Below are 25,901 nucleotides of genomic sequence, written 5' to 3'. Positions count from 1 at the left end.
AAATATGAGGGAGAAATTCCCGTTCATAGTTTCTATAGTGATTCCACCTGATCATTTTGGCAGCCGAATGAATCGGCATTATCGCCCCTGCCGCTCGCCGAGGCGCCAGCCGGGGCACTCTGCCGGATCGGCCAGTGCCTGCCTCCACCCAATCCGCTCCCGGCTTAGCACCGACCACCTCACATGTGCAAAGCCCTACTCCGCCAGCCCTTTGGCGCGGAGAAACCGCCCGATCCGCCGGGCGGCCTCGGCCAGGCGCTCCGCATCCTGCACAAGCGCTATGCGGACGAAGCCCCGTCCTTCCGCACCGAAGGCGTCGCCCGGGATGACGGCGACGCCCGTCTCCAGCAGCAGCTCGCGGGCGAAGCGCCGCGAGTCGATGCCGGCCGCCGCTGCTCCGCCGGGCAGCGGCGCCCAGACAAACATCGTCGCCGCCGGCTTCGGCACGTCCCAGTCTTCATCACGCAGCGCGCCGATGAAGGCGTCACGGCGCCGCTCATACAGCGGCCCGACACCCTCGCCGGCGTCCGGGCCCATCGCCTGATCCAGCGCGGCGATTGCCGCTTCCTGCACGGGCTCAAAGACGCCGTAGTCGATGTTGCCCTTCAGGGTCCGAAGGGCACCTACGGCATCCCGATTGCCGGCCAAAAAGCCGATACGGCAGCCGGCCATGTTAAAGCTTTTGGAAAAAGAATGAAACTCGACCGCCGTCTCCCGCGCGCCGGGCACCTGCAGAATGCTGATCGGCCGATATCCGTCAAAGCCCATTTCAGAATAGGCCAGATCATGTACGACAAGCAGGTTCCACTTGCGGGCCAGTTCAATCAGTTCTCCGAAAAAAGCCTCGTCAGCCCGAACCGAAACCGGATTGCCGGGAAAGTTAAGCAGAATAAATGACGCGCGCTCCAGCACGTCCTCCGGAATGGCTTCCAGATCGGGCAAAAAGCCGTTCTCCGCCTTCAGCGGTAGCAGCCACGGCGTTACTCCGGCGATAGCCAGCGCTCCGGAATAAATCGGATATCCCGGGTCCGGCACAATCGCCGTATCGCCGGGATTGCATACCGCCAGCGCCAGATGCGCAAGCCCATCCTGGGAGCCCATCAGCGTCAGCAGCTCGGTCTCGGGGTCAATCTCGACTCCGAACCGATGCCGCATCCAGTCCGAGGCTTTCCGGCGGAAGGCAAGCCCTCCTTCCGAAGACGGGTACGAGTAGCCGTCCTCCTTCAAGACGGATTCGCTTAGCGCCCGACGGATTTCAATGGCCGGTCCCCAGTCCGGGCTGCCGATCCCGAGGTCTATAATATCCTTGCCGGCCGCGGCCGCTTCGTTTTTCCAGCCTGCGACCTCCTGAAAGATCGAGGAGCCGAGGCTCGACAGCTTGTCCGCGCGCCATGTGGATTTGGAAGCTTTAAGAGTCAATGGAACACACCTGCCTGTATTATCAAAATCGCAGATTCAAATCGCTGCTTCAACAAGTATATCATCTCCCCCCTGTTCCTGCACCGCCCTAAAGCGATTCAATCTCCTTAAGCGAACAGAGCGCATGGAGCCACAGAACAACGGCCAACGGAGCGCACAAAGTTCACCGATCAGTTCTGCACTCAGAACATATGAAGCTAACATTATGCACCTGGCCCCCGCTGCGTCTGCCCTCGCAGCCCTTGCCCCCCCCCCCAGCGGTCCTCCGGGCCTTGCGGCATAAAAAGAGCCGGTCCCGGGAATCCCAGGCCAGCTCTTTTTCATCTACAGCAGCACTTCCCGCTTGATCGTCTCCAGCTCTTTCGAATTGCCATAGACCGGATAAGCGCGCTTGGTCGGCTCGGCCCACTGCACGCCATTGACGATGACACTCTGAATTTCCGGATGGTAGTAGGTCGGATACGCTTCATGTCCCGGCTGGAAGTAGAAGATTTTGCCGTTTCCCCGCCGGTACGTGCAGCCGCTTGGAAATACGTTTCCGCCTTCAAACCAGCCGACAAAGATCAATTCCTCGGGCGCGGGCACATCGAAGTGCGTCCCGTACATTTCCTCCTGGTCAAGCTCAATATATTCACCGATGCCCTCCGCGATTGGATGGCTCGGGTTCATCACCCACAGACGTTCCTTTTCCCCGACATCCCGCCATTTTAAATCGCAAGTGGTGCCCATCAGCTTCATGAAAATCTTCGACATATGCCCGGAATGCAGCACGACCAGTCCCATGCCCTGAAGAACCCGCCGGTGAACGCGGTCCACGATCTCGTCGCTTACTTCTTTATGAGCGATATGGCCCCACCAGACGAGAACATCGGTATTATTCAGCACTTCCTCCGTAAGCCCGTGCTCCGGCTCATCCAGCGTTGCCGTTGTGGCGTCCATGCCCGCTTCCTTCAGGAAACCTGCGATCTGGTTGTGGATGCCTTCCGGATATACAGCTGCAATTTTGTCGTCGTTCCGCTCGTGCCGGTACTCATTCCATACGGTTACTTTGACCATGCCTTTTTTCTCTCCTGTCCCCAGGTACGCCCGGAGCTCTCAAATCATGGATAGACAGCGCTGTTCCTGCCCGCCAGCAGGTGCCGCCAATCCTGTATTCAGGGCTATCACGCGTACGAGTTTAATCGTTTGCACTACTTATGATACAACTTGGGGAAGGCGCTTTCTTCCTACATTTTAGCCGAATTATTCCCGTATATTGTCCTGCGGTATTTCAGCGGAGATATGCCTGTCGCTTCCTTAAAAAAATGGTGGAACGTCTTCACGCTCCCGAACCCCGAAGCCTCGGCAACCTCCGTCATCGGCGCATCTCCGTTCAGCAGCATCCATTTGGCCTTGTTCAGCCGGTATTCATTCAGAAAGGACACAAAGGTCATGCCCGTATTCCGTTTAAACAGCTTGGTAAAATAGTAAGGGCTAAAGCCCATATATTGCGCAACTTCCTTCAAACTGATCGCTTCGCGGTAATGATTCTCGACATAGGTAAAAATCCGCTCCAGCTTCTCCAGCGTTTCCCTCGATTTGGTGGCCGATTCCTCCGATATTTTCGGTTGGCGGTGCGCGCCGCTCTTTGGAACCTCGCGGAAGATCAAGGTCAGCATCTCAAACATCCGGGCTTTGATCAGGTAAGCGTACCCGTCGGCCCTCCGCGTGTTCTCCTCGTGAATGCTTTCGATTAGCCGCCGCATTTTGTCCGCCACCCCCGCGGGCCACTTGCGCCCCGAGTGCTCCATGGAAGCGAAGATATCGCGGAGCGAATGCTCCCTCACGTCTATGACTGGAACCTCTTGAAAAAAGCCCAAATCAAACTGGATAACCACCCGCTCGCTGTCCGGGGATGCCAGAAAATAATGCACGTCCCCGCTGTCCACGAACTGGATTTCCCCCTGACTCAGATGGATCGGAACATCGTTGATCCCTAGATCCACACTTCCTTTTGCCACATAAATGATCTCGATTTCCTTATGCCAATGCGGGTAGCACAGCCGGTCCCCCTTGGTCACAAAGCTGCGGAAAGGAAAATGCTTGTCGAGCTCCGGAATTTCCAGATATAGTTTCATGCCGTCTCCCGTGCCTTTACGTTTAATGTGCTTTTGATATCGATGATAAGGCAGCGGAGCCCCGCAGGGCAAAGGATTTTTTTCGGGAAAACGGCGGAAAATTCGGGAGCTGGATCGCTTAGGACGGTAAAGGATTGGGTTCGATTCACCCAGCATAGAAAACCGCAGTTATTGCACATAAAAAAAGCCGCCGGGACTTTCCCGGGCAGCTCATAGATCCGGCACATTCCGTTATCATCTTAATAAAAATGGAAGGCCGTGTTTAAGGTGTACTCAGATTGTGCCGTAAAGATGCGCCGGACTATGCTCCGGAACGGGCTGGTAAATTTGCTGCATGGCGTTAACCGCTTGGCTGGAAGCCATGACGACAGGGTATTGGCCTTTGCGCGCCATATAATCCCAGACTTCAAAAGCCTGGTGCGAGCACATCCGAAATGCATCCTCCAGGAAGGAGCGAAGCTGCGGTGTGGAGCATTCGAAAGCAGACCAGGCGTATTCACGGCCGGCTCGTTTCAATGTCAGCAGGTAGGAAGTTGCGATGGAACGGTCGTCCAATTGTTGAAGCTGCACTTTAGGCTGCATCGGCGTATAGGCGGGGGAAGGCGCAGGCATTCCTGCGTTCATCTGCATGTTTGGAACATTCAATGTATCTGGAGAATACGAGCTGTTGGCAAACTCTACTTTCATGTTGTAATCCTGAACGTGGACTGCATAGTGCCGGGCAATCATGTTCTTTAGTTCAGGGTCGCGGGCTTGATCTAGAAACAGCGCCATACACTGAATAGAGTTCGTACAGCTAAGAAGCAGTTCGTTCAGTTCATGAGCTTCGTGGGAGCCAAGCGGCATAATTGACATCTCCTTTTTTATGGTGGATATTTGCGCCTACCGTTCTAAAATGTACAGTTTCACCTGCTTTATTCGTTGTCGTAAAGGCAATGGGCCTGCTCCGTCAGAAGGAAGGTTTCCAATCAAATTGAATCAACCGCAGGGTTTTGCAACCTTTTTTCGTCTAATCCGTTAAATGCTATAAAGAACCGTTTAAGAAAGAACACAGTGGGTATATAGCCTTATACTGTGCTTCATAGAGACAAGGGGGATACGAAATCATGTTATTAAAAAAGACCGCCGTAGTGCCTTTTATCGTACTGCTGTTCTTTTCCCTCATTCACACGTCTAGCACAGCCGGAACCCGGGCGGCTGCCGAGAGCAGCGGACCGGCGCAGGAATTGACCGTCTATATTCACTCGCTCGAGCGGGACGGTGATCGGGTAACCCTGACTGCGGATGAAATTAACTGGTATGAAGGAGCCGAAGCGAACCGTATCTTCGCGGAGCGGGAACCGGAAGCCGCAGCGGAGCTGGGCGGAGCCCCGGACGATTATTATATTGTGAATGACAGCGATATACTGACCAGCTACCCGCTGGCTGACAATGTCAGCATCAAGATGCAAATTTTTGACCACACGGGAAATCCCGGGGATCTGGACATCCATTGGAATGAAGCTGTCGGCCTCGATGCATTTTTGGAAAAATTCAGCAGCACGGATGTTGTTGACCTGAGCCAGTTCCCTTATCACATCACGGTGCAGGACGGAAAAGTGATCTCTATTGTTCAGCAATATATTCCATGATGAATAGAATAAGCCTGATTCGATTGAAATAACGGCCCGCGGCGGGACTCTTAGCCATAAGAAGTCCCGCTTGCGGGCCGCTTTGCGTATAAATGATAATCGTCTCCGCAGTCTCCGCAAATATTTCATTTGGGGCCTGGCAGAGTCTTCGGTATAATAGGGGTTAACCTGAACGGGGATGACAACTTGTGCATAAGGAGATTCTGGATGTTTAAACGGAAGTGGACGATCGCCCTGTTAATTTTACTGTGCGGATTTTTATATACGCTGGCCCAGTTCGTTCTCTCGACGAACCGGCTGCAGCGGCAAGTGGACACGCTTCTGCCCGGCCAAGCCCAGGCAGCTTCCTCCCGGCGGGTCGTCCTGATTTCCCAGGAGCAAGACAACCCTTTCTGGCGCTCGATCGAGCAGGGAGCGCGGCAGGCCGCCGGCAAATACGGCTTGACCCTTGAATACACCGGCCCCTTCCGGATTAATCCGGAGGAACAGCTGTCGCTGCTGGAGCGGGCAATTGCCACTCGGCCCGATGCCATTATTGTGCAGGGCAGCGGCGAAAGCGCTTCGCGGAATCTGATCGACCGTGCGGAATCCTTCGGGATTCCCGTCGTAACCGTCGATGCGGATGAGCCGGGAAGCCACAGGCTGTTCTACGTTGGCACGGACAATCTGGCGGCCGGCAAGGAAATGGGCCGGCTTGTCGCCAAAGCGACAGGCGGCAAAGGAACGATCGGCGTGCTGGTCGGAACACCCCGCGCGGACAGCCAGCGGCTCCGCTTGGAAGGGCTGCGGAGCGTTGTCCAGCAATATCCGGAGCTAAAGATTGCGGACATCCGCTCCTCCGATATTTCACGGCTTCAGGCCGCGGAGCAGACCCGCAGCCTTCTGGCGGCTTATCCTGAGCTGAGGGCTGTTGTGGGATTCAGCTCCCTGGACGGGCTCGGCGCCATGGACACTGCTCAGCGGCTCGGGAAAACAGGGCTGCTGCTGTTCGCTTTCGACGATCTCGCGGACACCAGGGAAGCCGTGCGCAAAGGGCTCATCGAATTGACCCTTGTCCAGCAGCCGCTGGAAATGGGCGCCGAGGCCGTGACCCTGCTGAATAAATATTTCCACCAGAAAACGGTGCCGGACGTCAGCTTCACCTCGATTTCTCCGTTGGACGGCAGCGGACTAACCGAGTCTGCGGGGGAGAGTGCGCCATGAGTATACGCAACAAGCTGCTGATCTTTATCCCCCTGCTCGTTCTGCTGATGAATCTCGTGACCTATTTCCTGTTTCAGAGCGGTACGATCGTTCAGGAAAGCTACGATCTTATTATGGGCCGGGTTCTCAAATACAAAGAGACCGCCGAGGCTGCCGAAGACAGCCTCAAGGCGGTGTACTCCTATCTGCTTCATCCTACGGAGGATATGAAAACGGTGGCGGCCGGGAAGCTTACCCAGATCTCGGCGCTGCATTCCTCCCTGATGGAAACGGGCGCGGTTCCTCCCCTGGCCTCGTCATTGACTGGGTACGGGAATATGATTCAGACTCTGCTGTCGCTTGAGCAGCAGTCGCTGGCCGCTGCTGAGAACGGCAAGGCGTCGGAAGCGTTCTCTCATTATCTGGAGGCCGAAAAGACCGTCTCCTTTATCCGGAGCGAAGGCCAGCGGCTCGTTGAAGGCGAGCTCGATTATTACCGGCCGGTCTATCGGAGCATCCAGGCGGACAATGCGCATCTGTACAAGCTGGGCGTCGCCGTCTTCGCGCTGATTACGACGCTCAGCATCGTGGTCGCGCTCTGGATTTCCCGAAGCATAACGGCTCCGGTCAGCGCGTTGGTCCGTTCGGCAGATTCGGTATCCAAGGGGAACCTGGATACCGTTCTTCCTGATGGCGGCAAGGATGAGCTCGCGGCCCTTTCAAGCGCCTTCAACAAGATGCTGGCGGGTCTCAAGGAGTCCATCGAAAAGGACAGGGAGATTGCCGAAAAGGAACAGCTGGTGAAGACCCTGGAGCTGCGTGCGCTGCAGAGCCAGATCAATCCGCATTTTTTATACAATACGCTTAATGCTCTTTCAAAGCTTGCCCTGCTGGAAGACGCAGAGAAGACGAGCGATCTGATTGTCTCGATGTCGAGCTTTCTGCGTTACAATCTGCAGAATCTGGACCGTCAGGTGCCGCTGCGGAGCGAGCTGGAGCATGTGAAGGAATACATCAGGCTGCAGCAGGCCCGGTTCCGCGACCGTGTGGAGTTCCGGCTCGATATCGAAGAGAAGGCGCTGGATGTCCGAGTGCCCTCCCTGACACTGCAGCCAATTATCGAGAATGCGTTCGTCCACGGGATTGCCCATATGGAGAGCGGAGCCGTCATCTCTCTTATCGTTCGTGAGGACACCTCGGATACGAAGATTATTATCTCCGACAACGGTCAGGGAATGACCGAGGAGATCCGGGAAGCTCTGCTGAGCCGATCTCAGTCAGTACAGGCGCCTGGTGCTCCCGGGCCGCAGGCCTCGGGGCAAACGAAGACGGGCGGACGCTCCACCTCCACCGGTCTCGGCACCCGCAACGTGTTCAGAAGGCTTGAGCTTGTCTATGGGCGGGAGGATTTGGTGCAAATCTCCAGCCAGCCGGGGAAAGGGACTACCGTAATGCTAACAATTCCGGCGAGAAGGAGCGGGATAAACAGTGTATCGGCTGATGATAGCAGATGACGAAGCGCTTGAGCGCGAGGGGCTGGAGCTGATCATCCGGCGGGCAATGCCGGACATTTTCCGGATTATCCACGCCGAGAACGGCAGGACCGCCATCGGACTGGCCGAGGAGCAGCGGCCCCATATTATTTTTATGGATGTCAATATGCCCGGGATTCAAGGTCTGGAGGCCCTCAAAGAGATCAAGGCGCGGATGCCGGACGCCAAGCTTGTGCTGGTGACGGCGTATGATTATTTTGCCTATGCCAAGGAAGCCATATCGCTGGGGGTCAGGGAGTATATCGTAAAGCCGGCCAAACGGGAGGAACTGGTATCCCTGCTGCGAAGACTGGTGGAGGAACTGGATCAGGAAAAAGCCAAACGCGAGGAAGAGCTCGAAATCCGCGACCGGATGTCGCAGCTTATGCCGCTTGCCGAGAATGAGCTCGCTCTCCTTCTGATGATGAACAAAGCTGCGGATGAAGACAGCCTGCAGCTGTCCGAATGGCTGGACTTCCCGCTGGACCGGGGTCTCGGGCTCGTTATCGCCTTCAACGACGACGCGGATATCGGCAGGCAAAGAGCATACAGCGTTATCCACAGTCTTGTCCGAACGTTCGGCAGTTCCATTTCGAGCTCTCTCATCGACAGTCATATCGCCGTATTCCTGCGCGTACCGCCGGACATGCTGGAAGCGGATTTCAACGAACAGTCTGTTGAATACGGAGAGAAGCTGCGCTCCCATGCGGAGCAGCACCTCGGACTTTCCACGGCGGTCGGGATCGGCACGATCCGCGAAGGCGCAGAAGGCCTGCATGAATCGTATTTTGAAGCCGTATTCGCCTCCACCCTTGTCGAGCGCAGCGGCGGGGTGTGCCGCTTCGGCGAGCTGAAGAAAGAGGAACGGGATTTTAACGGCGGGACCCCGGCTGCTATTGACCGGGCAGGCCAGCGTTCCTATGTCGCCGCCGCACTCCAGCGGATAAGGGAGGAGCGGGAGCAGCAGACGATGGGCGTGCTGGACAAGGCGAAGGTATATATTGGCGCCAGGTTCACGGAAGAGCTCTCACTGGAGGAGGTTGCTGATCACGTTCATCTGAATTCTTTTTACTTCAGCAAAATCTTTAAGCAGCTCACGGGCGAAACCTTTATCGATTATTTGACCGGCCTCCGAATCGGAAAAGCCAAGGAACTGATTGCCGCCGGAGAATACAGCCTGAAAGAAATCTGCTTTCTCGCAGGCTATAAAGACCCGAACTACTTCAGCCGGGTATTCAAAAAGGTAACCGGAATCACACCAAGCGAATACCGCGATCAGATCCATTAAGTGGAGTCCATGCCGCCAGGCATGGACTTTTTTGCGCCTGAATGACAACATAATGCTAGCACAGGCATTCTCCTCCCCCTTTCCCGCCCGACCTTAAAGAAATGCGCAAAAGAGCACAAAATCGTGCAGGGGATTGCTCAGCCGCGCACTTTTGGGGAATGATATAATTCAAATATGAACGGCGCCACCTTCATTTATCGGCATCCGTTGTTACATGCAATAAGACGAAGGTTAGGCATTTAGTCTTATAACGTCTTGTCATTCAGGAATTACGAAATGGCTTGGAGAGGGGCAAATATATGAGTACTCTAATTAACAATCCGGCAAAAGAACAGGAGAGCAGCATTAAATTTGTTATGCTTGTAGCGATGGTTGCAGCTCTTGGAGGTTTTTTGTTCGGATTCGATACGGCAGTCATGTCGGGAGCAAACGGATTCCTGCGCGCCCGGTTCGGACTGGGCGACTTCATGCTCGGCTGGACGGTATCCTGCCTGATTATCGGCTGTATGGCCGGAGCGGCGGTATCCGGTGCGCTGGGCGAACGGTTCGGCCGGAAAAAGGTGCTGATTACGGCGGCAATTTTGTACACTGCCGGAATTTTCGTGTCCGCCATTTCGCCGAGCCTGCTGATCTTTATCGTGGCCCGCATGATCGAGGGCGTTGGCATCGGTATCACTTCAACGCTCTGCCCGCTCTATAATGCGGAAATCGCGCCCGCGAAATACCGCGGACGGCTGGTCGCCATGAACCAGATGGCGGTGGTATCAGGTATCCTCATCGGTTCTTTCCTGGCTTTTGGCGTATCCAGCCTCGGAAACGACGCATGGGACGTGTCCACCGGCTGGCGCATCATGTTCGGAAGCGGCATCGTTCCGGGACTGCTGTTCCTGGTTCTGCTGTTCCTTGTTCCGGAAAGCCCGCGTTGGCTGATCAAGAAAGGAAGAGCCGCCGAAGCTCTGCCGATTCTGCTGAAGATTCACGGAGAAGAGCTGGCGAAGAAAGAAGTGCTCGACATCAAGCAGACCTTCAAGCAGGACGAGGAAGCAAAAGCCGCCTCCGGACGGAGATTCACACCGGCTCTGCGCATTGTTCTTATCGTTGGTATTATCACCGCTATGCTTCAGCAGGTTACAGGAATTAACGCGGTTATGTACTATGCGCCGGAAATTTTCCGCCAGACCGGAGCCGGAACGAGCGGTTCCCTTACCCAGACCATTATGGTCGGGCTGGTCAACCTGATCTTCACCGCGCTGTCTCTGTGGCTTGTCGATAAGCTTGGGCGCAAGCTGCTGCTGCTCGTCGGTTCGATCTTCATGACAATCAGTCTTACAATCATCGGCTTCGCCTTCCATACGGGACAGACAAGCGGTCCGATTGTTCTGATCTGCATTCTCGTTTACGTCGCTGCCTTTGCTATTTCGCTTGGAGCGGTTGTCTGGGTAATTCTGTCCGAAATCTTCCCGAGCCGAATTCGCGGCTTTGCCACGGCGGTCGCTACAATGGCTCTATGGGGAGCCGACTTCGCGGTGTCCCAGTCTTTCCCGCCGCTGCTCGCTTCCGCGGGACCAGCCGTAACGTTCTGGATTTTCGGTGCGACGTCCCTGTTCACCTTCCTCTTCACTTGGGGAGTCATTCCCGAGACGAAGGGCAAATCGCTCGAAGAAATCGAAGCGATGTGGGAGACCAAGCACAGCGGCAAACAAGAGAGCCTGCATCCTTCCCTACAGGATTAATTGAAGCTTAAGACGGTAGAAGCGATAATTTAAATAACAGCGAGCGAGGCTGTCCCTTCGTCACCTTGGTGATGACAATCGGGACAGCCTCGTTATATTATTTTCCTAAAATTCGTTTATAATTATGTAAACTACTGATTTTCACAAAGCCTACTGGGAGAAGGAAGCATATATGATCTACATTAAAGATTTAAAGAGCGGCCTGGATATCTTCAAGGCGCTGAGCTCCGAAATCCGGATTCAAATTCTGGAGATGCTGGGCTCCAACCAGGAACTGAACCTGAACGAAATCGCCAAACGGCTGAACCTGACCAACGGCGCGATTACCATGCATATTAAAAAACTGGAAGAAAGCGGTTTAATCAAAATCACTACCTCGGTGGGCAAGCACGGCATCCAGAAGGTGTGTTTTTTGAACAAGGACCGGCTGATGGTTGATCTCCGCAGCAAGGATGCTGACAATCTGTACGAAGTCGAGATTCAGGTGGGCCACTACAGCAACTATGCTGCCGTTCCAACCTGCGGGCTGGCGACCCGTGAACGGATTATCGGAGATCTGGACGAGCCCCGGTATTTCGCCGATCCGCAGCGGATTCATGCGGAGATTGTCTGGATGGCCGAAGGCTTTCTGGAATACCGGATTCCGAACTATTTGAAGTCCAACCAGCGCTTCCGCGAGATTCAGTTCTCCCTCGAGCTGGGATCGGAAGCTCCCGGATGCTTCGTTCCTTATCCTTCGGATATTTATTTTTACCTGAATGGCGTAGAACTCGGCTACTGGACAAGCCCCGGCGATTTCGGCGATACAAGGGGAACGTTCACCCCCGATTGGTGGCCTCCTCATTTGAATCAATACGGGATGCTGAAGCTGCTCCGGATCAACCAGGAAGGATGCTTTATCGACGGCTGCCGCAGCTCGGACGTTACGCTGAGCGATATCAACCTTGATTACAAAAGCGAGCTGACCTTCCGCATCGCCGTTACCGACAAATCGGTAAACAAACGCGGGCTGACGATCTACGGCAAGCATTTCGGCAACTACAGCCAGCATCTGCTCGCCCGCGTGCTGTACGATGTCCGCGAGACCAAAGAGCTTCAGCACGCTGCAGTCGAAGCTGTAACGGAGGTGCGCTCCTGAGAAGGGGACATCCGCCCGCCAAACGGTGATCTTTTGATGAATAGGTTGAGTTTTGGCCGGGGTGCCAATTTATGGCGAATTCGCGGACTTCTATGTTCGCATAGTCTTGCTGCTCCGCGCGCACACTATTCTTCGTCTGCCAAATCCAGCGAGAAGGAGTGTTTCAAATGCGTGAAGGTTTGATTCCTGCTGTTCTTGGTACCGTTGTATCCGCTTCTGGGGCCGCTTTGCTTGGAAGCAAGTATAAGATGGTTGCAACAGGCGTACTTGGTTTTGGTCTCGCGCACATTGTTCTTGGCGCCATCGACCTGATCGAGCATCGGTAGTCGGCTTTGGAAGACAGGATATTCCGCTGCGTTCCGGCGCTTCGCGGGATATCTTTTTTTATGCTTCGCTAAATTTTCCAGCCGATTGAATTCCCCCTATACAAAGGTGAAGGCACTCCCTCATGCAACGACAAAAAAGCGGTCCTTCTCCAGAGCCGGAGAAAAACCGCTAATCATTACTTTATGAACTCGAGCATTTCCGTTACTTCACAGCCACATAGAACAGCCGCTGGGCTTCGTTCCCGGCCGGAATCCATTCAAAGTCGGCATACACCTGCACCTGACGGAAGCCGGCGCTTCGCAGCTCTTCCGCCATCCACTCGGGATCATACGCCCGCTGAACATGGACTTCATCAAACCTGCGATACCGGTCGCTCCCCGGCGCTTCGCTCACGAAGATGGATAAATGATGCTCGATCTCCATTCTCGGCTCATCCAGATCACAAGTCCAGATGTACGAAACGGAAGGCTCATCCATAACAAAGGGCTGCTCTTCCGCATAGCGGATCAGCGTCGAAGGATGGTGAACATCGAACAGAAAGCTGCCTCCCGGTTTAAGCCCCTCGTACGTGCGCTTGAAGACCGAAGCAATCCCGTTCTCGTCCAGGACATAATTCAGGCTGTCGCAAAAGGAAATCACGGAGTCCACCGGTTCCGGCAGCTCCCATTCCCTCATGTCCTGCCTGATCCAGCGGACGCTTCCCTCCCGCAAAAACGCGAGGCCTCGCGGAAGCTCCTCCAACTTCTGCTGAGCCACGGCGAGCATATCAGATGACAGATCAATCCCCGTCATCTGATATCCCGCCTTGGCCAGTGGAATGGTAAGGCTGCCGGTGCCGCAGCCGAGCTCGGCCACAGTCTTCGGCTTGCCCAGCCGTTCCCAGGCGGCCTCGGCAAAGGCCAGCCACTGCGGATACGGCATATCGGCCATCAGTTCATCGTAGACATATGCAAATTTTCCATAGGAGGTCACACAAGGCACCGCGCTTTCCATTGCTATCTTATTCGGCAGAGCTTCCGCCGCCGCCGCTATTCTGCTTTCCGGAAGCCTGATCCGCCTTCTCTCCCTGCACCAGATACGTCCAGCTTTCCTTCTGGGTGATGAGCCCTTCCTTCATCAGCTTGCCGAGCGCTCGCTTGAACGCCGCCTTGCTGATTCCGAACCGCTGCTTGATGATATCCGGCGGCGTCGCATCCGAATACGGCATCCCCCCGCCCGGACGGTTCTTCAGGAACTCCAGAATCTTCTCGGAGTCGATATCCCGTCCGACTTCCTTGCGCTGAGCCATGGACAGATTGACTCGTCCGTCCTCCCGGATGTGAGCCACCCGAACTTCCAGCTCCTCGCCCAGACGAAGCAGCCGCGTCCGTTCCGAGGAATGGATCATGCCGATCGCACCGAAGCCGAGAACGCCCCCATCCACAATGACGAAGGTGCCCATTTGAAGCGGCTTGTATACCCGAGCCTTCAGCCACTGGCCCTTCCAGCTTGCAGGCGCCTGGAAAGTCAGCGGAGCAAGCTCCGGTTCGCCCGCAAGCTTGGCCCGCAGCCGCCCTTGCTTGTCATGCTCCATGATGACGAATACCCGGTCTCCAACCTGAGGATGCAGCTCCTTCAGCTCAGGCAGCTCGCGGATGGGCAGCAGCAGCTGGCGGCCAAGCCCCATCTCCAGGAAGCATCCCAGCCGGGGATGAACGTCGGCCACTTCCAGCAGGGCCAGCTCGCCAAGGGTAAGATACGGTTTCTTCATCGTCGCCGCAAGGCGGTCTTCCGTGTCGTAGAACAGGAACACTTCGATGCGGTCTCCCGGCTTGATTTTGTCAGTAAGCTCCGTATAATGAAGCAGCACATCCTGATCGCCCGCGTTTAAAAAATAACCGTAGGGCGAGACTTCCCGCGCCACTTCCAGCGTCATGACCGTTCCGGCGATCAGGCTCATACGTGTTCAACTACCTTTGCGTCGGACCACAGGCGTTCGATATTATAATACTCGCGCTCGTCCCGGTGGAAGATGTGGACGACCACATCGCCCAAATCCATCAGCACCCAGCGCGCCGCGTCCATGCCTTCAATCCCGCGGATGATGGAACCGGCTTCCTGGGCTACCTTGCGAACCTCGGTGGCGATTGCCTGCACCTGAGTGTCGGAATTACCGTGGCAAATGATGAAAAAATCGCTGATCAGCGAAATGCCGCGCAAATCGAGGGCGACAACGTTCATCGCTTTTTTATCTTCAACCGCGTTCAGCGTAAGACGCAGCAGTTCTTCGGATGATTTGGTCATTCATTTTCCTCCAATACTCTTACTAAATCGTTTCTTGCCATTACCGTAAGCGGAAATACAATTTTCCGTTTCTCCAACAGCAGGCTGATCGTGGAATCGAATCCGGCGATTAATCCCTCTTCGAGACTCGATTTGGACAGCTTGCGGATGCGGTCAACGCCTGGAAAATCGCGGCCCGGCTCGATGTAATCGGCCAGACAGACGATTTTGTCAATCAGGGTCATGCCTTCCCGCCCCGAGGTGTGGTAGCGGATCGCGTCAAGCACTTCCCTATCCTCAATGCCATACTCCGTCTGCGCCACAAAGGCCCCGACCTCCGCATGCCACAGCTGCTTGTCATAGGTGAGCAGTTCCGGCGAAAGATGATTCTGCGTAATGATTTCACGCTGCCGTTCGACCGGCCAATATTTCGCCACATCATGCAGAATGGCCGCTTTCTCGGCGCGCTCCGGATCTCCTCCGTATTTTCGGGCCAGCTTAACCGCCGTCTCCATAACGCCCAGCGTATGCTTCCAGCGCTTAGCAGGCATCTGCGCCGATACCGATTTAATCAACGCTTCGCGGCTGAACTCCATACAAATTCCCCCTTTGCACGTAGTCGAATACCGCTTCCGGCACCATATACCGGATCGATTTCCCGTGGGCGGCCCGCTCCCGGATCATGGTAGAAGAGATATCAACCATCGGCATATCCGCCAGCAGCACCCGCTCGGCGATATGAACGGGAAGTTCATTCAGGTCAAGGGGTGTCCCCGGCCTGCCCACTCCGATGAAGAAGAGCCGGCGGACCAGTTCGTCGATCTCCCTCCATTTGGGCAAATACCGAACCATATCCGCTCCGATAATAAAGTAAAAATCCTCCGACGGATAACGTTCCTGCAGCTGCCGCACCGTCTCAATCGTATAAGAAACGCCTCCGCGCACAATTTCCCAATCGAGGATGCGAAAAGATTCATCGTCCTTGATCGCCTCGCGCACCAGCTCCAGCCTTTCTTCGCCGGAAGCGCCGGCAGCATGCTTATGCGGCGGGATATGCGATGGCATAAACCATACCTGTTCCAGCCCGAAGGCATCTCTGGCCGTCTCCGCAGCCAGCAAATGGCCGATATGAATGGGATCGAAGGTGCCGCCCATAATGCCGACCTTCACGCCCCCACCTCCCTTGCGTAATAGCCCTCCTTGCGCCGGTCTCCTCTTCAGACCGCCAGCGCAAGAAGTGCGGACATATCACGCCCGCTTACAGACGCACTGCGTCAGCGAGGCAGCTCAATGGTCTTGTTGTCGCGGGATTCCTTGTACAGGATGATCGTCTTGCCGATCACCTGTACCAGCTCGGAGCCCGACTGCTCCGCAAGCTCGGCGCCCACATCCTTCGGGTCCTCGTCGCAGTTATTTAACACGCTGACCTTCATCAGCTCGCGCTTTTCAATCGCCTCCTCGATGTGGCGGACCAGATGCTCGTTAACGCCGCCCTTTCCGACCTGAAACACAGGATCGAGATGGTGCGCAAGCGAGCGAAGATAGCGCTTTTGTTTGCCGGTTAACATCATGTATGCATACTCCTTATTTATCAACTATTATTACCCGAAAATCATTTATTTTATTTCCATCAGCCAAGCTTCATCCGGCGCCGAGACTGCTCAGCAGCGCCTCACGCATCGCATCGACCGGAGCGGGCCTTCCCGTCCAGTATTCCAGCGCGTAAGCCCCTTGGTGGATGAACATGCCCACGCCGCCATGAATAATGCAGCCTCTTCTGCTCCGGCTTTCCAGCAGCAGACGGGTATGAAGCGGATTATAGATCAGATCGCTGACGACAATTCCTTCCGGAATGATATCCGGATCGATCGGCAAGCCTTCGATATTCGGATGCATCCCTACCGAAGTCGTGTTGATCAGGACGTCCGTACCGGCGATGTAGCGGCCGATCTCGTCAAGCCCAACGCCTTTGAGATCTCCACGGCTCTTCCAGTCTTCCGCAAGCCGCTTCGCCTTCTCCTTGTCGCGGTTCGCGATAATGACAGCCGACGGGTTCTCCTGAAGCAGCGCGTCGATAATTCCTCTTGACGCTCCTCCCGCCCCGATAATCAGTATTCTCCGTCCCGACAGATCGGAGACCGCCTCCGATTTCAGCGAACGGACATAGCCGATCCCGTCCGTATTGTAGCCGGTTAAAACGCCGTTATCATTGACGATGGTGTTGACGGCGCCGATGGCTTCAGCCGCCCGGTCCACTTTGTCCAGATGTTCGATGACCGCCAATTTATGCGGAAGCGTCACGTTGATGCCCCGAAAATTCAACGTACGGATGGCCTGGATCGTCTCCCCCACTTTATCCGGGGTAACATGCAAAGGTACATAAGCCCCTGGAATACCGAGCGCTTTCAGACCTGCGGTATGCATAACCGGCGATTTGGAGTGGGAAATAGGGCATCCTATAACCCCTAATAGAATATTTCCGCTTGGCGTAGGCCAGGCGGCGGCAGTAACGGTCATGAGCGTCCTCCTTCAGATTAAATCAGCGAAGGGCGAACCAGCACCTTCACGCCCCGCGGGGCATGGACAGCCACAACCGCGCCTTCGGTTCCGTTTATTTTGATCCAGCCCAGGCCGGATACGAATACATCGCTGCGGCTTCCTCTGGCAATTCTGAATTCATGCCGCTGCCAGGCAGGGAGCTTGTCGGCATCTTCTTTGGCCGGGGGGGACAACATTTCGCCGAGGTGATTCCGGTACAGCTCGTCCGCCCGCTCCAGCTTGGTCCGGTGAATATTCAGGCTACCGCTGATATAGCAGGTGAACGATTGATGCTCACCCTGTACAAAATCGAACCGGCCCAGCCCGCCAAAAAAGAGCGTCTGACCCGCGTTCAGCTGATATGCCGCAGGTTTGAGCGGCTTCGCGGGCATCACCGCGTCCAGATCGCGCCGTTCAACCAGCTCGCTGTAGCGCCAAGGGTAGACGATCCCCGGTGTATCAATGATGAAATGACCGTCGTCAAGAGGAATCTTGACGCTGTCAAGCGTCGTTCCCGGATACCGTGAGGTCGTCAATTCCTGCTCCAGATCGCTATAATCCGAGATAAGCCGGTTGATCAGCGTGGACTTGCCTACATTCGTTGCGCCCACGACAAATACGTCGCGGCGGCCGCGAAGCGAAGACACCGAATCCAGCAGCCGGTCAAAGCCCTGTCCCCGCTTGGCGCTGCAGAGGACGACTTCCTCTGTCTTCAGTCCAAGCTCTTTGCTGCGCTGCTGGACCCAGTTGCGCAGCTTGTTCCAGTTGGTCACCTTGGGCAGAAGATCGCATTTGTTCACGGCCAGAATGACAGGATTGCTGCCGACGAACCGCTGCAGTCCCGAAATCAGGCTGCCCTCAAAGTCGAACAGATCGACAATGTGGACGACAAGCGCATTCTTCTCACCGATGCCGGAGAGCAGGCGAAGAAATTCATCCTGATCCACGGAAACCGAAGAAGCCTCGTTATAATTCTTGATGCGGAAGCACCGCTGGCATACTACGGGCTCCCGGTTGTAAGCCGACTCCGGCAAATACCCCGGCCGGTCCCGGTCCTCCGTCTGCAGCTTGGCGCCGCAGCCGCTGCAGCTGACGGGACGCTGCTGTTCGAGCTGTTCGTTCATTCGTGTTGTTCCTCCTCGTGCCACAATCCTTGTTTGCGCAATCGGGTCAGCGCGATCCGTTCCAGACGGCGGTTAATGCGTGTGCCGATTCCTTCGTCACCCAGAGCAATCGGCTGAACCAGCACGGTAAACAGCCCCAGGCGGTTGCCTCCGAATACATCCGTGAGCATCTGGTCGCCGACGACTATTGTATTCTCCGGTGCAAGGTCCATCAGCTTCATGGCCTTCCGAAAAGGGGCGTTGGTCGGCTTGCGCGCTCCATGGACGAATTCAATATTCAGCGGCGCCGCAAACCGCGAAACGCGGTCCATATTGTTATTGGATACGATCACGAGCTTAAAGCCGAGCTGCTTCACCTTCTCGAACCACTCCAGCAGCTCCGGCGTGGCCAGCGGCGCCTTGGCGCCGACCAGCGTGTTGTCCAGATCGGTAATGATGCCCCGGTAGCCCTTGGAATACAGTTCCTCGAGATCAATATCGAATACCGTATTCACCCCCAGTTTGGGGACAAGCGTTTCAAACATACGTTCACCTCAATTTCATACGACAAACTATATCATAATCTTTACGCTTCGGAAATAATTGGGCGGGAAATCTCCGCGTTCCGCTCTTACTTCACCCGCAACAGATTCTTGCGCAGCCGCAAAGCTTCAGTATACACGGACTGCCAGTCTTTGTCTTCAATGACTTCCGGGCTGTACTTCGCTTTCTCAAACCAGCCGAGCAGCGAGGCAAGCGCTGACGAAGCGCCTGGCCGCTCGCCGCTCCAGCGGAGGACCGATTCCCTAAGCGTCTCATGCTTCTCCCGGGCAAAGCCTTTTCGCCGCATGTACGCGGTCCAGCGCTCCGTCTCTGCCACGATCTTCTCGGCCGGCGTTAGCGGCCGCCCGCTGCGCATCCGCTGCAGCAGAAAGCGAAGATCGAACCGGCGATGCCACAACAGGTACGCGGCCCAGCCCGCGATTATGACGACTGCGGCGGCAACGGTCCACACACCAACGGACAAGCTGCTTGCTTCAGCGTTCTGACCGGCAGCCTGCTGCGGGTCCTGCTCGCTCCCGCCGGGCGGCTCTGATGCCGCTGGCTCGGGATCGGACTCGCTCTGCGTCAGCATCGGAGCATTGAAACCCGGAGTCGCCTCTACCGGAATCCAGCCGTAATCCCCGAAATAGACCTCGGCCCAGGAATGGGCGTCTGCATTGGTGATCGTGTAGTTATTGTTGACGACCTGCCCCTGCCGAAGTGCCAGACTGTCGGGAAGCTGGGCCTGCTCGCCGGGGGCATAGCCTTTGACCCAGCGGGCCGGGATATCCAGCGATCGCGCCATCGTCACAAGAGCCGTGGAATAGTAATCACAGTAGCCCTCTCTGATTTCAAACAGAAAGCTTTCCACAAAATCTCTGCTTTTTTTGCGGGACAGGTCCGGTTCATTCGTATAAGGAAACGTTTGTTGTAAATATTGTTGCAGAAGAAGCGTTTTTTCATACGGAGTCTGTGCCGCCGATGTAACTTCCTGAGCGAGACTCCGTACCCGTTCCGGGAAATTGTCCGGGAGCTGCAGGAACTGGCCCGGAATATCTTTCCCGTTATACAGGTCGGAGTACGACTTGGAGCTCAGCTCCTCGACCGGAACGACGGGCAGCTCGGAAGTCAGCACGTACGTTTTGGGATACGCAGCGGAGCTGGTTTCGTTAATGACCAGTGCGCCATCCTGACTCCGCCAGGACAAGCTCTGCGCCTCTTCCTGGCCGTCAATGGAATCGATCCTTGATATGGAATAAGCGCCGAACAGCACCGGATACCGGTTGTTGCTCAGCATCCGGACGGTATATTTAATCTCCTGGGTTTCGGTAGCGGGGGCATAGTCGTTCTCCAGCGTCTTCCCCGCCTCCGCCGGTTCCAGGCCGGTCTGCCTGCTGCGGATGTTGTCGCTCCAGCCTCTGCCGGAGTAGACGGTTCTCGTCTCGCCCCGCATATAAATCCGTGAGTCCGAGGTGACCGACATCACCGGAGAATAATCGAAGGCAAATCCGCCTCCGAGATTGTTATCATTGAGACTGTAGCCGGAAGCTGTCCTTGTCGATCCCGTGCCGCTTGTTCCCGCTGTTCCCTGTGCGGCGCTTCTACTTTGCGGCGCACCGTCGCCGTTCCATTCCCTCCAGGCGGTATAAGGATCGGTCAGCGTCGGCTTGACCGTCGGCGCATTGACGCCGGTCAGAATAACCAGCGCAAAAATAACGGCGATATTGACCGCTATTTTCAGCGGATAGTCAAGCAGATACTTCCAGCTCCGGGGATAGCGCAGCTGAAAGGTCTTCAAATGATTGCTGACCAACCAGCCCAGCCCGGCGAACACCGTCCAGGCGACTTCCTGCCACAGCACCGACGGCGTGAACGAATCCAGCGCGGCAAAAGCGGCGATATTCATGCCTATGAACAGCAGAATGCGCCTCTTGGTTGTCACCAGCAGAGAGGCCGACAGCATAAGGGCCCAGGACACCAGCGCAAACCAGAGATACGGCGTCAGCTGTGAAAATACTTCGGGCAGCCGTTCGCCAAGCCGCTCCGAAGGAAAGGCGGGTATATAAAGGCCATAATATTGAATCGTCCGGTATACGGTATATAGAACTGCGGCCGCTTCCAGCAAGATCCGGTACAAGAAGCGGAACGGGAGCAGAATCTCGATAGCCGCCGTTACCGCCAGTGAGATCAGCACCGCGGCGCTGGTCTGCTGCAGCCAGATCGGATCGGTAAAAGAAAGCCATTGAAGGGCGATGATCAATATCCAAAGCAGGCTTAAGGTATGATGCCAAGACGATTTCAGAAGGCTTAACCAGTTCTTCATCACATGCCCCCTCCCAGCACACCGGGCAGCTCCTGAAGCTCACTCACCTTGTACCCGATGACGCCGCGGGAATGCAATTCATCCTGCCATTCTCCGCGGCGTATACCTGAAGGATTCAGCACCTGGATATGGCAGGGGGTCATCCCCCGGCTCTCGGCCCAACGCAGCGTTCTCAGCACGTTCTCGCCGGTCTGGGGACTGATCAGTACGAAATATGCGCCTTTGGGAAACATCCGGCTGCTCTTTTCCAGCCTTGGGACAAGCGGACCTCTCCCCTCGCCGTTAATATCGATAAGATACTGAATCATTTTCTGTCTCTCCGCTCCGCTCTCGGCGGGAGCGAACACTTTGGTGTTCCGGTCGAGACAGCACATTCCGATGCCGATCCGCTCCCGGATGCCGTAGCCAAGAAGTGAAGCCGCCGTGGAGACGGCAAGCTCGAATTGCGCGGAAGACGAATAGGCGGATGAGGTGCCGTCGATAATAAGCATCGTTTTGGGCAGGGATTCATGCTCGAACTCCTTGGATTTCCACGTTCCCGTCTTGGCTGTCGCATTCCAGTGAATCCGGCTCATGCGGTCGCCGTAGACGTAATCGCGGACGCCGTTGATTTGCGTCGTCTCCCGGCGGGACGGGGACAGCGAGGCCTGGGGGCCGGCCAGACGGGAGTTCCGCTCATACATCATCCATCTGGGAATATGCACGGTTCGCGGCAGCACCCGGAACTGCCCTTGCGCCAGAAAAGCTCCCCTGTACTCCACCAATCCGAATATATCCTCGCTGGCCACCTCCGTCTCGGAAAACGTATAGCGGCCTCGTTCCAAAGGAGGCGTCTGGAACCTCAGCTCCCCCCGCCCCCTGAAGTTCGGAACGACGCTTTCCTCGAACACCCACGACTCTCCGTTATGCCTTTTGAGCATTTCGCGGACAACAACAAAGGGCAGGGGCAAAAAGCCCGGAAGCGCGATATCGAGCTTGACACGCAGGTGTCCGCCCGCATGCAGCACATCGAGCTTGTCCCCTTCCCCAGTTAGAGTGCGGGCGCCTCGCGCCCTGCGCACTCCGGCAAAACCGCCGGCGAGCAGATATACCATGAGAACCGATACCATAGTGAACAGCATAAAAGACGTCTTGCCGCCTTGAAACAGCACATACAGCAGAGTAACACACCAAACCGCGAAGATGCCGGCCAGCTTCGCCGGAAGCCTGACGGCGGCTGCGGACAAATAGCGTCTCATGCTTATTGCCTCATAGTAACGGGCACCTGGATGCTCTGCAGAAGACCGCCCAGCAGAGTATCCGCACTGACACTGTCCAGCCGGGATTCGGGACGCAGCAGAATGCGGTGGCCGAGCGTATAAGGCGTCAGCGACTTCACATCATCCGGGAGCACATAATCGCGCTGATGCAGAAAGGCATAGGCCTTGCACGCCATCATAAAAGACAGCGCGGCGCGGGGGCTTGCCCCGAGCAGAACCAGCGGATGCTCTCTGGTGCCGCGGACAATGTCCAGCAGGTAGCCGAGAACCGGCTCGCTGATATAGACCTCGCGGATTTCCTTCTGGATGGATGCGATCTGCTCCATTCCCGCAACGGGCTGGAGCTTGTCCACAGGCTGGCCCTCCTGGTGGGACAGAAGCAGGCTTCTCTCCGTGGCCGCATCGGGATAGCCGAGGCTGATGCGGAGCATGAAGCGGTCGAGCTGCGCTTCAGGCAGCGTGTAGGTGCCTTCGAAATCAATCGGGTTCTGCGTGGCGCACAGCATGAACGGATGCGGGAGCTCGTAGGTCTCTCCGTCCACCGTTACATTCCGCTCCTCCATCACCTCAAGCAGCGCCGACTGCGTCTTGGTGGTGGCGCGGTTAATTTCGTCGGCAAGTAAAATATTGGTCATTACCGGTCCCGGGCGGAAGTGGAACATCTCATCCCTTGGATGATATACCGAGACTCCGGTAATGTCGCTTGGCAGAATGTCGGGATTGCATTGAATCCGGCGGTAGTCGCCCGAAATCGATCTTGCGAGCGCGCGGATCAGCTGGGTTTTGCCCGTTCCCGGCACGTCCTCAATCAGGACATGGCCGCCTGCAAGCAATGCGGTCAGCAGCAGCTCTATTTCAAATGTTTTTCCGAGTATACAGGATTCCAAATTGGCGCGGACAGCATTTACAGTGTGCATCGATTCTTGGCGTACGGGCATATATAGTAAACCTCCTATGTCAAGGATAAACGGTATGCTTACTATTTTACATGATTAAGAGGGGCAAAGTACATTCGGCAGGGCTTTTGAAATGAATGAAGCGCATACATCCATGCGTATTTCAGAATTGAACCGAAACCAGCCGCTTCCGCCGCAAATAATGCGCTTAAGTAAGCAGGATTTCCAAAAAGTTGAAAGAATCTTTCCATTGACTATATTCCATTAAAGTTGGAGGTCTGGTATGAACGGGGAACTGCGCAAGACCTGGAACGAGGATCACAAACGGCTGACGGCCATGATTTTGATTCCTCGGGAGCATAAGGAAGCGTCGGCTCTGCTGCTGAAGCTGCATGGGCTGCTGCATGGGGCCAGCGGGGATACGGATGGAGCCACGGATTATGGGGAACTGATTCTTAAAGGGACCAAGGAAGAGGTGCTGCGGCGCTATCCGGTGGAATCCACCGATACGCGGAACTCCATCGTTTGGCATCTGTGGCACAGCGCCAGAATAGAGGATATCACCATGAACATTCTGGTTGCCGGCACAGAGCAGGTTCTGGATACGGACTGGATGCTTCAAGAGCTGAACATCCGGTTCTCCCATTCCGGGAACGAAATGACCGAAGAGGAAATGGCCGAGCTTAGCGCGGAAATTGGAATCGAAGGACTGCTTGCTTATCGGAGGGCCGTTGGGCAGAGAACGCAGGAAATCATAGCCTCTCTGGAGCCGGGACAATTCAGACTTAAGGTGACTGCGGAGCGGATTGAGAACGTTCGGGAACAGGGAGCGGTTACGAGAAAATCGGACTGGCTGACGAAATACTGGAGCGGCAAAACGATTGGCGGCCTGATGCTGATGCCGGCCACGCGGCATCACTTCGTTCATCTGAATAAAGCGATGCGGATCAACAGCAAGCTGCAGCGCTAAGTGAACGCCGGAAAGCGTTAAGATTGCAGATGCATATTACCATCAGAGAGAGTTTGAGTTTCGTATACCCTTATCGAAAAATCATCATTTAAAATGTCACTTACAGACTTTTCCAATTGAATAAGCTGTCGATATACAGCGCTTAAACGCAGGTTTTTCCATTAGTGTTTCGGCCCGGACGTTAATCATCTTATTGCCGATCTTGTCATCTTAAGCCCATGATGGCACCAAGCCCCAGCAAAGTTCCCCCAACCGGTTACCGTCATTATTGCCAACTATGGCCGGGATAAACTGCATCGGTGCTGCGTTATCATTTGGAGAATAGCGGTTAATCGTTGCTTCCTCGGTCAGGTACCGCATTAATTCTGTGTATCTGGACATAATAATTCCGTAATAAATATGGGATTAAAGGAGCGATAATATGGGCATTTTAAGTGGTAATCCGAAAGATGAACCGATGCATTATGGTGAGATCTTTAGTGTGTGGCAAGCCTCTATGATGGCCAGAGGCGCGGTGTCGAGATACCAAGCATTTTTGAATCATGCTGGCGATAAGGACCTCAAAAAAATCCTCAATGCACTTATCGATCAAGCGGAATTGGAAATGAAAGAATGCGACACATTGCTTACTGCTAATGGAATTGCACCTGCACCGGTATTGCCTAAAAGACCAGAAGTAAAACTTGAAGACATACCTGCTGGAGCAAGATTTACCGACCCTGAAATCGCTGCGCACATAGCAGCAGATGTAGCCACGGGATTGGTTGCGTGTAGCCAAGTAATGGGACAATCCATTAGAGTAGATATTGGAGCTTTATTCGGTAAATACCATGTAACAAAAGCGGCATTAGGGGTTAGAATCCTTGAGTTGTCAAAAGAAAAAGGATGGCTTATTCCTCCTCCGCTTCAAATCAAACGTCCAGAGTTGGTTAATGCTTAGAGAAATAAAATCCCGCGAGTTTTGCGGGATTTTTCTTTGTCAAACGATAAACTCCGTAAACACCGGACTCCGAAGCATCCCCGATTTTGTCCAGTTCCTCATCTTAACCCGGACCCGCAGCCGGGGATCAAGATGAACAAACTCCTATCCTCTCCGGTCACCAATTGCCCGGTACGCCGTAAAAAGCTCGCTTGTGCGTTGGTGTGGTCCCTAACTCGATAATTTCAGCTGAGGCAGTGCCAGATGGTCCGGGGATGGCGGCGAGCCAGCCGAATTCTGCCTTACGATACCCTGTAATAAAAACCTCTGCATATGACCAGTTAATGACCTTCTGCCAGGCGGTCGAGCGGCGTACTGTCTCATACAAACTGTCCTTTCGCTTACCAATCACACCTTCCATGCCTCGCGCTTTGATCTGCTCAAACAGAGTTTCTCCAGCCCCTTCAACATGCGGTAAGACCCCAAAGCTACTTGACGGTATCGACAGCCCTACTAATACCTCCCGGTGCCGCATGAGCGGCAAGGCCCAAAAATCCTTCCCTTTGTACTGAACGATATCGAAGATAGCATAATAGGCCGGCTGCGTAGTCATGAGTCGCTTAATTTTATCGCCTGGCCGGTAACCTATGTAAAATAGCAAGAACGTCCTATCCCTGAAAAAAATAACCCGCCGGAAGCCAAATCCGGCGGGTCGTTCCAT

Annotated in this window: 26 protein-coding genes and 1 pseudogene; 9 read left to right on the top strand and 18 right to left on the bottom strand. The window is 55.1% G+C overall.

Annotated features, from left to right (window positions below; all coding sequences use genetic code 11):
• Nucleotides 1-195: 195 nt before the first annotated feature.
• The 4 genes from PSAB_RS07735 to PSAB_RS07710 form a co-directional block, all read right to left on the bottom strand.
• On the bottom strand, nucleotides 196-1,419 hold the full coding sequence (locus PSAB_RS07735) for an aminotransferase class I/II-fold pyridoxal phosphate-dependent enzyme (RefSeq protein ID WP_025334005.1): 1,224 nt from the start codon (nucleotides 1,417-1,419) through the stop codon (nucleotides 196-198).
• Between the two features lie 324 nt (nucleotides 1,420-1,743).
• Entirely contained in the window at nucleotides 1,744-2,475 is a 732-nt protein-coding gene (locus tag PSAB_RS07725) for a ThuA domain-containing protein (protein WP_025334003.1), read from the bottom strand.
• 170 nt (nucleotides 2,476-2,645) lie between these two features.
• Entirely contained in the window at nucleotides 2,646-3,536 is an 891-nt protein-coding gene (locus tag PSAB_RS07720) for an AraC family transcriptional regulator (protein ID WP_025334002.1), read from the bottom strand.
• Nucleotides 3,537-3,809: 273 nt separating this feature from the next.
• Nucleotides 3,810-4,382 (bottom strand): spore coat protein, encoded by a 573-nt coding sequence (locus tag PSAB_RS07710; protein ID WP_025334000.1) that lies wholly within the window; start codon nucleotides 4,380-4,382, stop codon nucleotides 3,810-3,812.
• Between the two features lie 260 nt (nucleotides 4,383-4,642).
• Between PSAB_RS07710 and PSAB_RS07705 the strand changes: the two genes are divergently transcribed.
• The 7 genes from PSAB_RS07705 to PSAB_RS07675 all read left to right on the top strand — a co-directional run bounded on the left by PSAB_RS07705 (nucleotide 4,643) and on the right by PSAB_RS07675 (nucleotide 12,366).
• Nucleotides 4,643-5,167 carry a hypothetical protein gene (locus PSAB_RS07705; protein WP_025333999.1) on the top strand — a complete coding sequence of 175 codons (525 nt, stop codon included), beginning with the start codon at nucleotides 4,643-4,645 and terminating at the stop codon, nucleotides 5,165-5,167.
• A 207-nt stretch (nucleotides 5,168-5,374) separates the two neighbouring features.
• Entirely contained in the window at nucleotides 5,375-6,370 is a 996-nt protein-coding gene (locus PSAB_RS07700; protein ID WP_025333998.1) for a sugar-binding protein, read from the top strand.
• Nucleotides 6,367-7,863: a sensor histidine kinase gene (locus tag PSAB_RS07695; protein WP_025333997.1), complete on the top strand. Its 1,497-nt coding sequence runs from the start codon at nucleotides 6,367-6,369 to the stop codon at nucleotides 7,861-7,863. Before PSAB_RS07700 ends, PSAB_RS07695 begins: the two co-directional genes overlap by 4 nt.
• Nucleotides 7,838-9,169 (top strand): AraC family transcriptional regulator, encoded by a 1,332-nt coding sequence (locus PSAB_RS07690; protein ID WP_025333996.1) that lies wholly within the window; start codon nucleotides 7,838-7,840, stop codon nucleotides 9,167-9,169. Before PSAB_RS07695 ends, PSAB_RS07690 begins: the two co-directional genes overlap by 26 nt.
• Nucleotides 9,170-9,468: 299 nt before the next feature.
• Nucleotides 9,469-10,902, top strand: a complete 1,434-nt coding sequence (locus PSAB_RS07685) for a sugar porter family MFS transporter (RefSeq protein WP_025333995.1) — start codon at nucleotides 9,469-9,471, stop codon at nucleotides 10,900-10,902.
• Nucleotides 10,903-11,074: 172 nt separating this feature from the next.
• Complete coding sequence (locus PSAB_RS07680; protein ID WP_025333994.1) at nucleotides 11,075-12,040, top strand: ArsR/SmtB family transcription factor; 966 nt, start codon at nucleotides 11,075-11,077, stop codon at nucleotides 12,038-12,040.
• A gap of 167 nt (nucleotides 12,041-12,207) precedes the next feature.
• Entirely contained in the window at nucleotides 12,208-12,366 is a 159-nt protein-coding gene (locus tag PSAB_RS07675) for a hypothetical protein (protein WP_025333993.1), read from the top strand.
• Nucleotides 12,367-12,568: 202 nt separating this feature from the next.
• Here the strand turns inward: PSAB_RS07675 and PSAB_RS07670 are convergent, their stop codons facing one another.
• The 12 genes from PSAB_RS07670 to PSAB_RS07615 all read right to left on the bottom strand — a co-directional run bounded on the left by PSAB_RS07670 (nucleotide 12,569) and on the right by PSAB_RS07615 (nucleotide 23,333).
• Entirely contained in the window at nucleotides 12,569-13,339 is a 771-nt protein-coding gene (locus PSAB_RS07670; RefSeq protein WP_025333992.1) for a class I SAM-dependent DNA methyltransferase, read from the bottom strand.
• A gap of 28 nt (nucleotides 13,340-13,367) precedes the next feature.
• The gene (locus PSAB_RS07665) at nucleotides 13,368-14,306 is read right to left on the bottom strand and encodes a CvfB family protein (RefSeq protein WP_025333991.1); all 939 of its coding nucleotides are present in this window, start codon (nucleotides 14,304-14,306) and stop codon (nucleotides 13,368-13,370) included.
• A complete protein-coding gene (rsfS, locus tag PSAB_RS07660) occupies nucleotides 14,303-14,650 on the bottom strand; it encodes a ribosome silencing factor (RefSeq protein WP_025333990.1) in 348 nt (115 codons plus the stop codon). The genes PSAB_RS07665 and rsfS overlap by 4 nt, the downstream gene beginning before the upstream one ends.
• Nucleotides 14,647-15,225 (bottom strand): bis(5'-nucleosyl)-tetraphosphatase (symmetrical) YqeK, encoded by a 579-nt coding sequence (gene yqeK, locus PSAB_RS07655; RefSeq protein ID WP_025333989.1) that lies wholly within the window; start codon nucleotides 15,223-15,225, stop codon nucleotides 14,647-14,649. Before yqeK ends, rsfS begins: the two co-directional genes overlap by 4 nt.
• On the bottom strand, nucleotides 15,197-15,799 hold the full coding sequence (locus PSAB_RS07650) for a nicotinate-nucleotide adenylyltransferase (RefSeq protein ID WP_025333988.1): 603 nt from the start codon (nucleotides 15,797-15,799) through the stop codon (nucleotides 15,197-15,199). Before PSAB_RS07650 ends, yqeK begins: the two co-directional genes overlap by 29 nt.
• 104 nt (nucleotides 15,800-15,903) lie before the next feature.
• Nucleotides 15,904-16,197 (bottom strand): ribosome assembly RNA-binding protein YhbY, encoded by a 294-nt coding sequence (gene yhbY / locus PSAB_RS07645; protein ID WP_025333987.1) that lies wholly within the window; start codon nucleotides 16,195-16,197, stop codon nucleotides 15,904-15,906.
• 73 nt (nucleotides 16,198-16,270) lie between these two features.
• Nucleotides 16,271-17,146, bottom strand: a complete 876-nt coding sequence (locus PSAB_RS07640; protein ID WP_025333986.1) for a shikimate dehydrogenase — start codon at nucleotides 17,144-17,146, stop codon at nucleotides 16,271-16,273.
• Between the two features lie 17 nt (nucleotides 17,147-17,163).
• Nucleotides 17,164-18,291, bottom strand: a complete 1,128-nt coding sequence (gene yqeH, locus PSAB_RS07635; RefSeq protein ID WP_025333985.1) for a ribosome biogenesis GTPase YqeH — start codon at nucleotides 18,289-18,291, stop codon at nucleotides 17,164-17,166.
• The gene (locus PSAB_RS07630) at nucleotides 18,288-18,815 is read right to left on the bottom strand and encodes a YqeG family HAD IIIA-type phosphatase (protein ID WP_025333984.1); all 528 of its coding nucleotides are present in this window, start codon (nucleotides 18,813-18,815) and stop codon (nucleotides 18,288-18,290) included. Before PSAB_RS07630 ends, yqeH begins: the two co-directional genes overlap by 4 nt.
• A gap of 86 nt (nucleotides 18,816-18,901) precedes the next feature.
• Nucleotides 18,902-21,136 carry a transglutaminase domain-containing protein gene (locus PSAB_RS07625; protein ID WP_025333983.1) on the bottom strand — a complete coding sequence of 745 codons (2,235 nt, stop codon included), beginning with the start codon at nucleotides 21,134-21,136 and terminating at the stop codon, nucleotides 18,902-18,904.
• A complete protein-coding gene (locus PSAB_RS07620) occupies nucleotides 21,136-22,374 on the bottom strand; it encodes a DUF58 domain-containing protein (RefSeq protein ID WP_025333982.1) in 1,239 nt (412 codons plus the stop codon). The genes PSAB_RS07625 and PSAB_RS07620 overlap by 1 nt, the downstream gene beginning before the upstream one ends.
• Before the next feature lie 2 nt (nucleotides 22,375-22,376).
• Nucleotides 22,377-23,333 carry an AAA family ATPase gene (locus tag PSAB_RS07615; RefSeq protein WP_025333981.1) on the bottom strand — a complete coding sequence of 319 codons (957 nt, stop codon included), beginning with the start codon at nucleotides 23,331-23,333 and terminating at the stop codon, nucleotides 22,377-22,379.
• A 241-nt stretch (nucleotides 23,334-23,574) separates the two neighbouring features.
• Here PSAB_RS07615 and PSAB_RS07610 point away from each other — a divergent pair, with 241 nt between their 5' ends.
• On the top strand, nucleotides 23,575-24,261 hold the full coding sequence (locus tag PSAB_RS07610) for a DinB family protein (protein ID WP_025333980.1): 687 nt from the start codon (nucleotides 23,575-23,577) through the stop codon (nucleotides 24,259-24,261).
• 117 nt (nucleotides 24,262-24,378) lie between these two features.
• Here PSAB_RS07610 and PSAB_RS26105 read toward each other — a convergent pair.
• Nucleotides 24,379-24,621, bottom strand: a pseudogene (locus PSAB_RS26105) (SOS response-associated peptidase family protein); the annotation flags it as partial.
• A gap of 61 nt (nucleotides 24,622-24,682) precedes the next feature.
• On the opposite strand from PSAB_RS26105, the gene PSAB_RS07605 reads away from it, so the two are divergent.
• On the top strand, nucleotides 24,683-25,201 hold the full coding sequence (locus tag PSAB_RS07605; protein ID WP_025333979.1) for a DUF3231 family protein: 519 nt from the start codon (nucleotides 24,683-24,685) through the stop codon (nucleotides 25,199-25,201).
• A 157-nt stretch (nucleotides 25,202-25,358) separates the two neighbouring features.
• Here PSAB_RS07605 and PSAB_RS07600 read toward each other — a convergent pair whose 3' ends face one another.
• Nucleotides 25,359-25,901 carry an ATP-dependent DNA ligase gene (locus PSAB_RS07600; RefSeq protein ID WP_051529741.1) on the bottom strand — a complete coding sequence of 181 codons (543 nt, stop codon included), beginning with the start codon at nucleotides 25,899-25,901 and terminating at the stop codon, nucleotides 25,359-25,361.

This window comes from Paenibacillus sabinae T27 (assembly GCF_000612505.1).
Taxonomy (GTDB): Bacteria; Bacillota; Bacilli; order Paenibacillales; family Paenibacillaceae; genus Paenibacillus_AQ; species Paenibacillus_AQ sabinae.
Note: the sequence above shows the minus strand (reverse complement) of the source record. Positions and strands in the feature narration are given on the sequence as shown.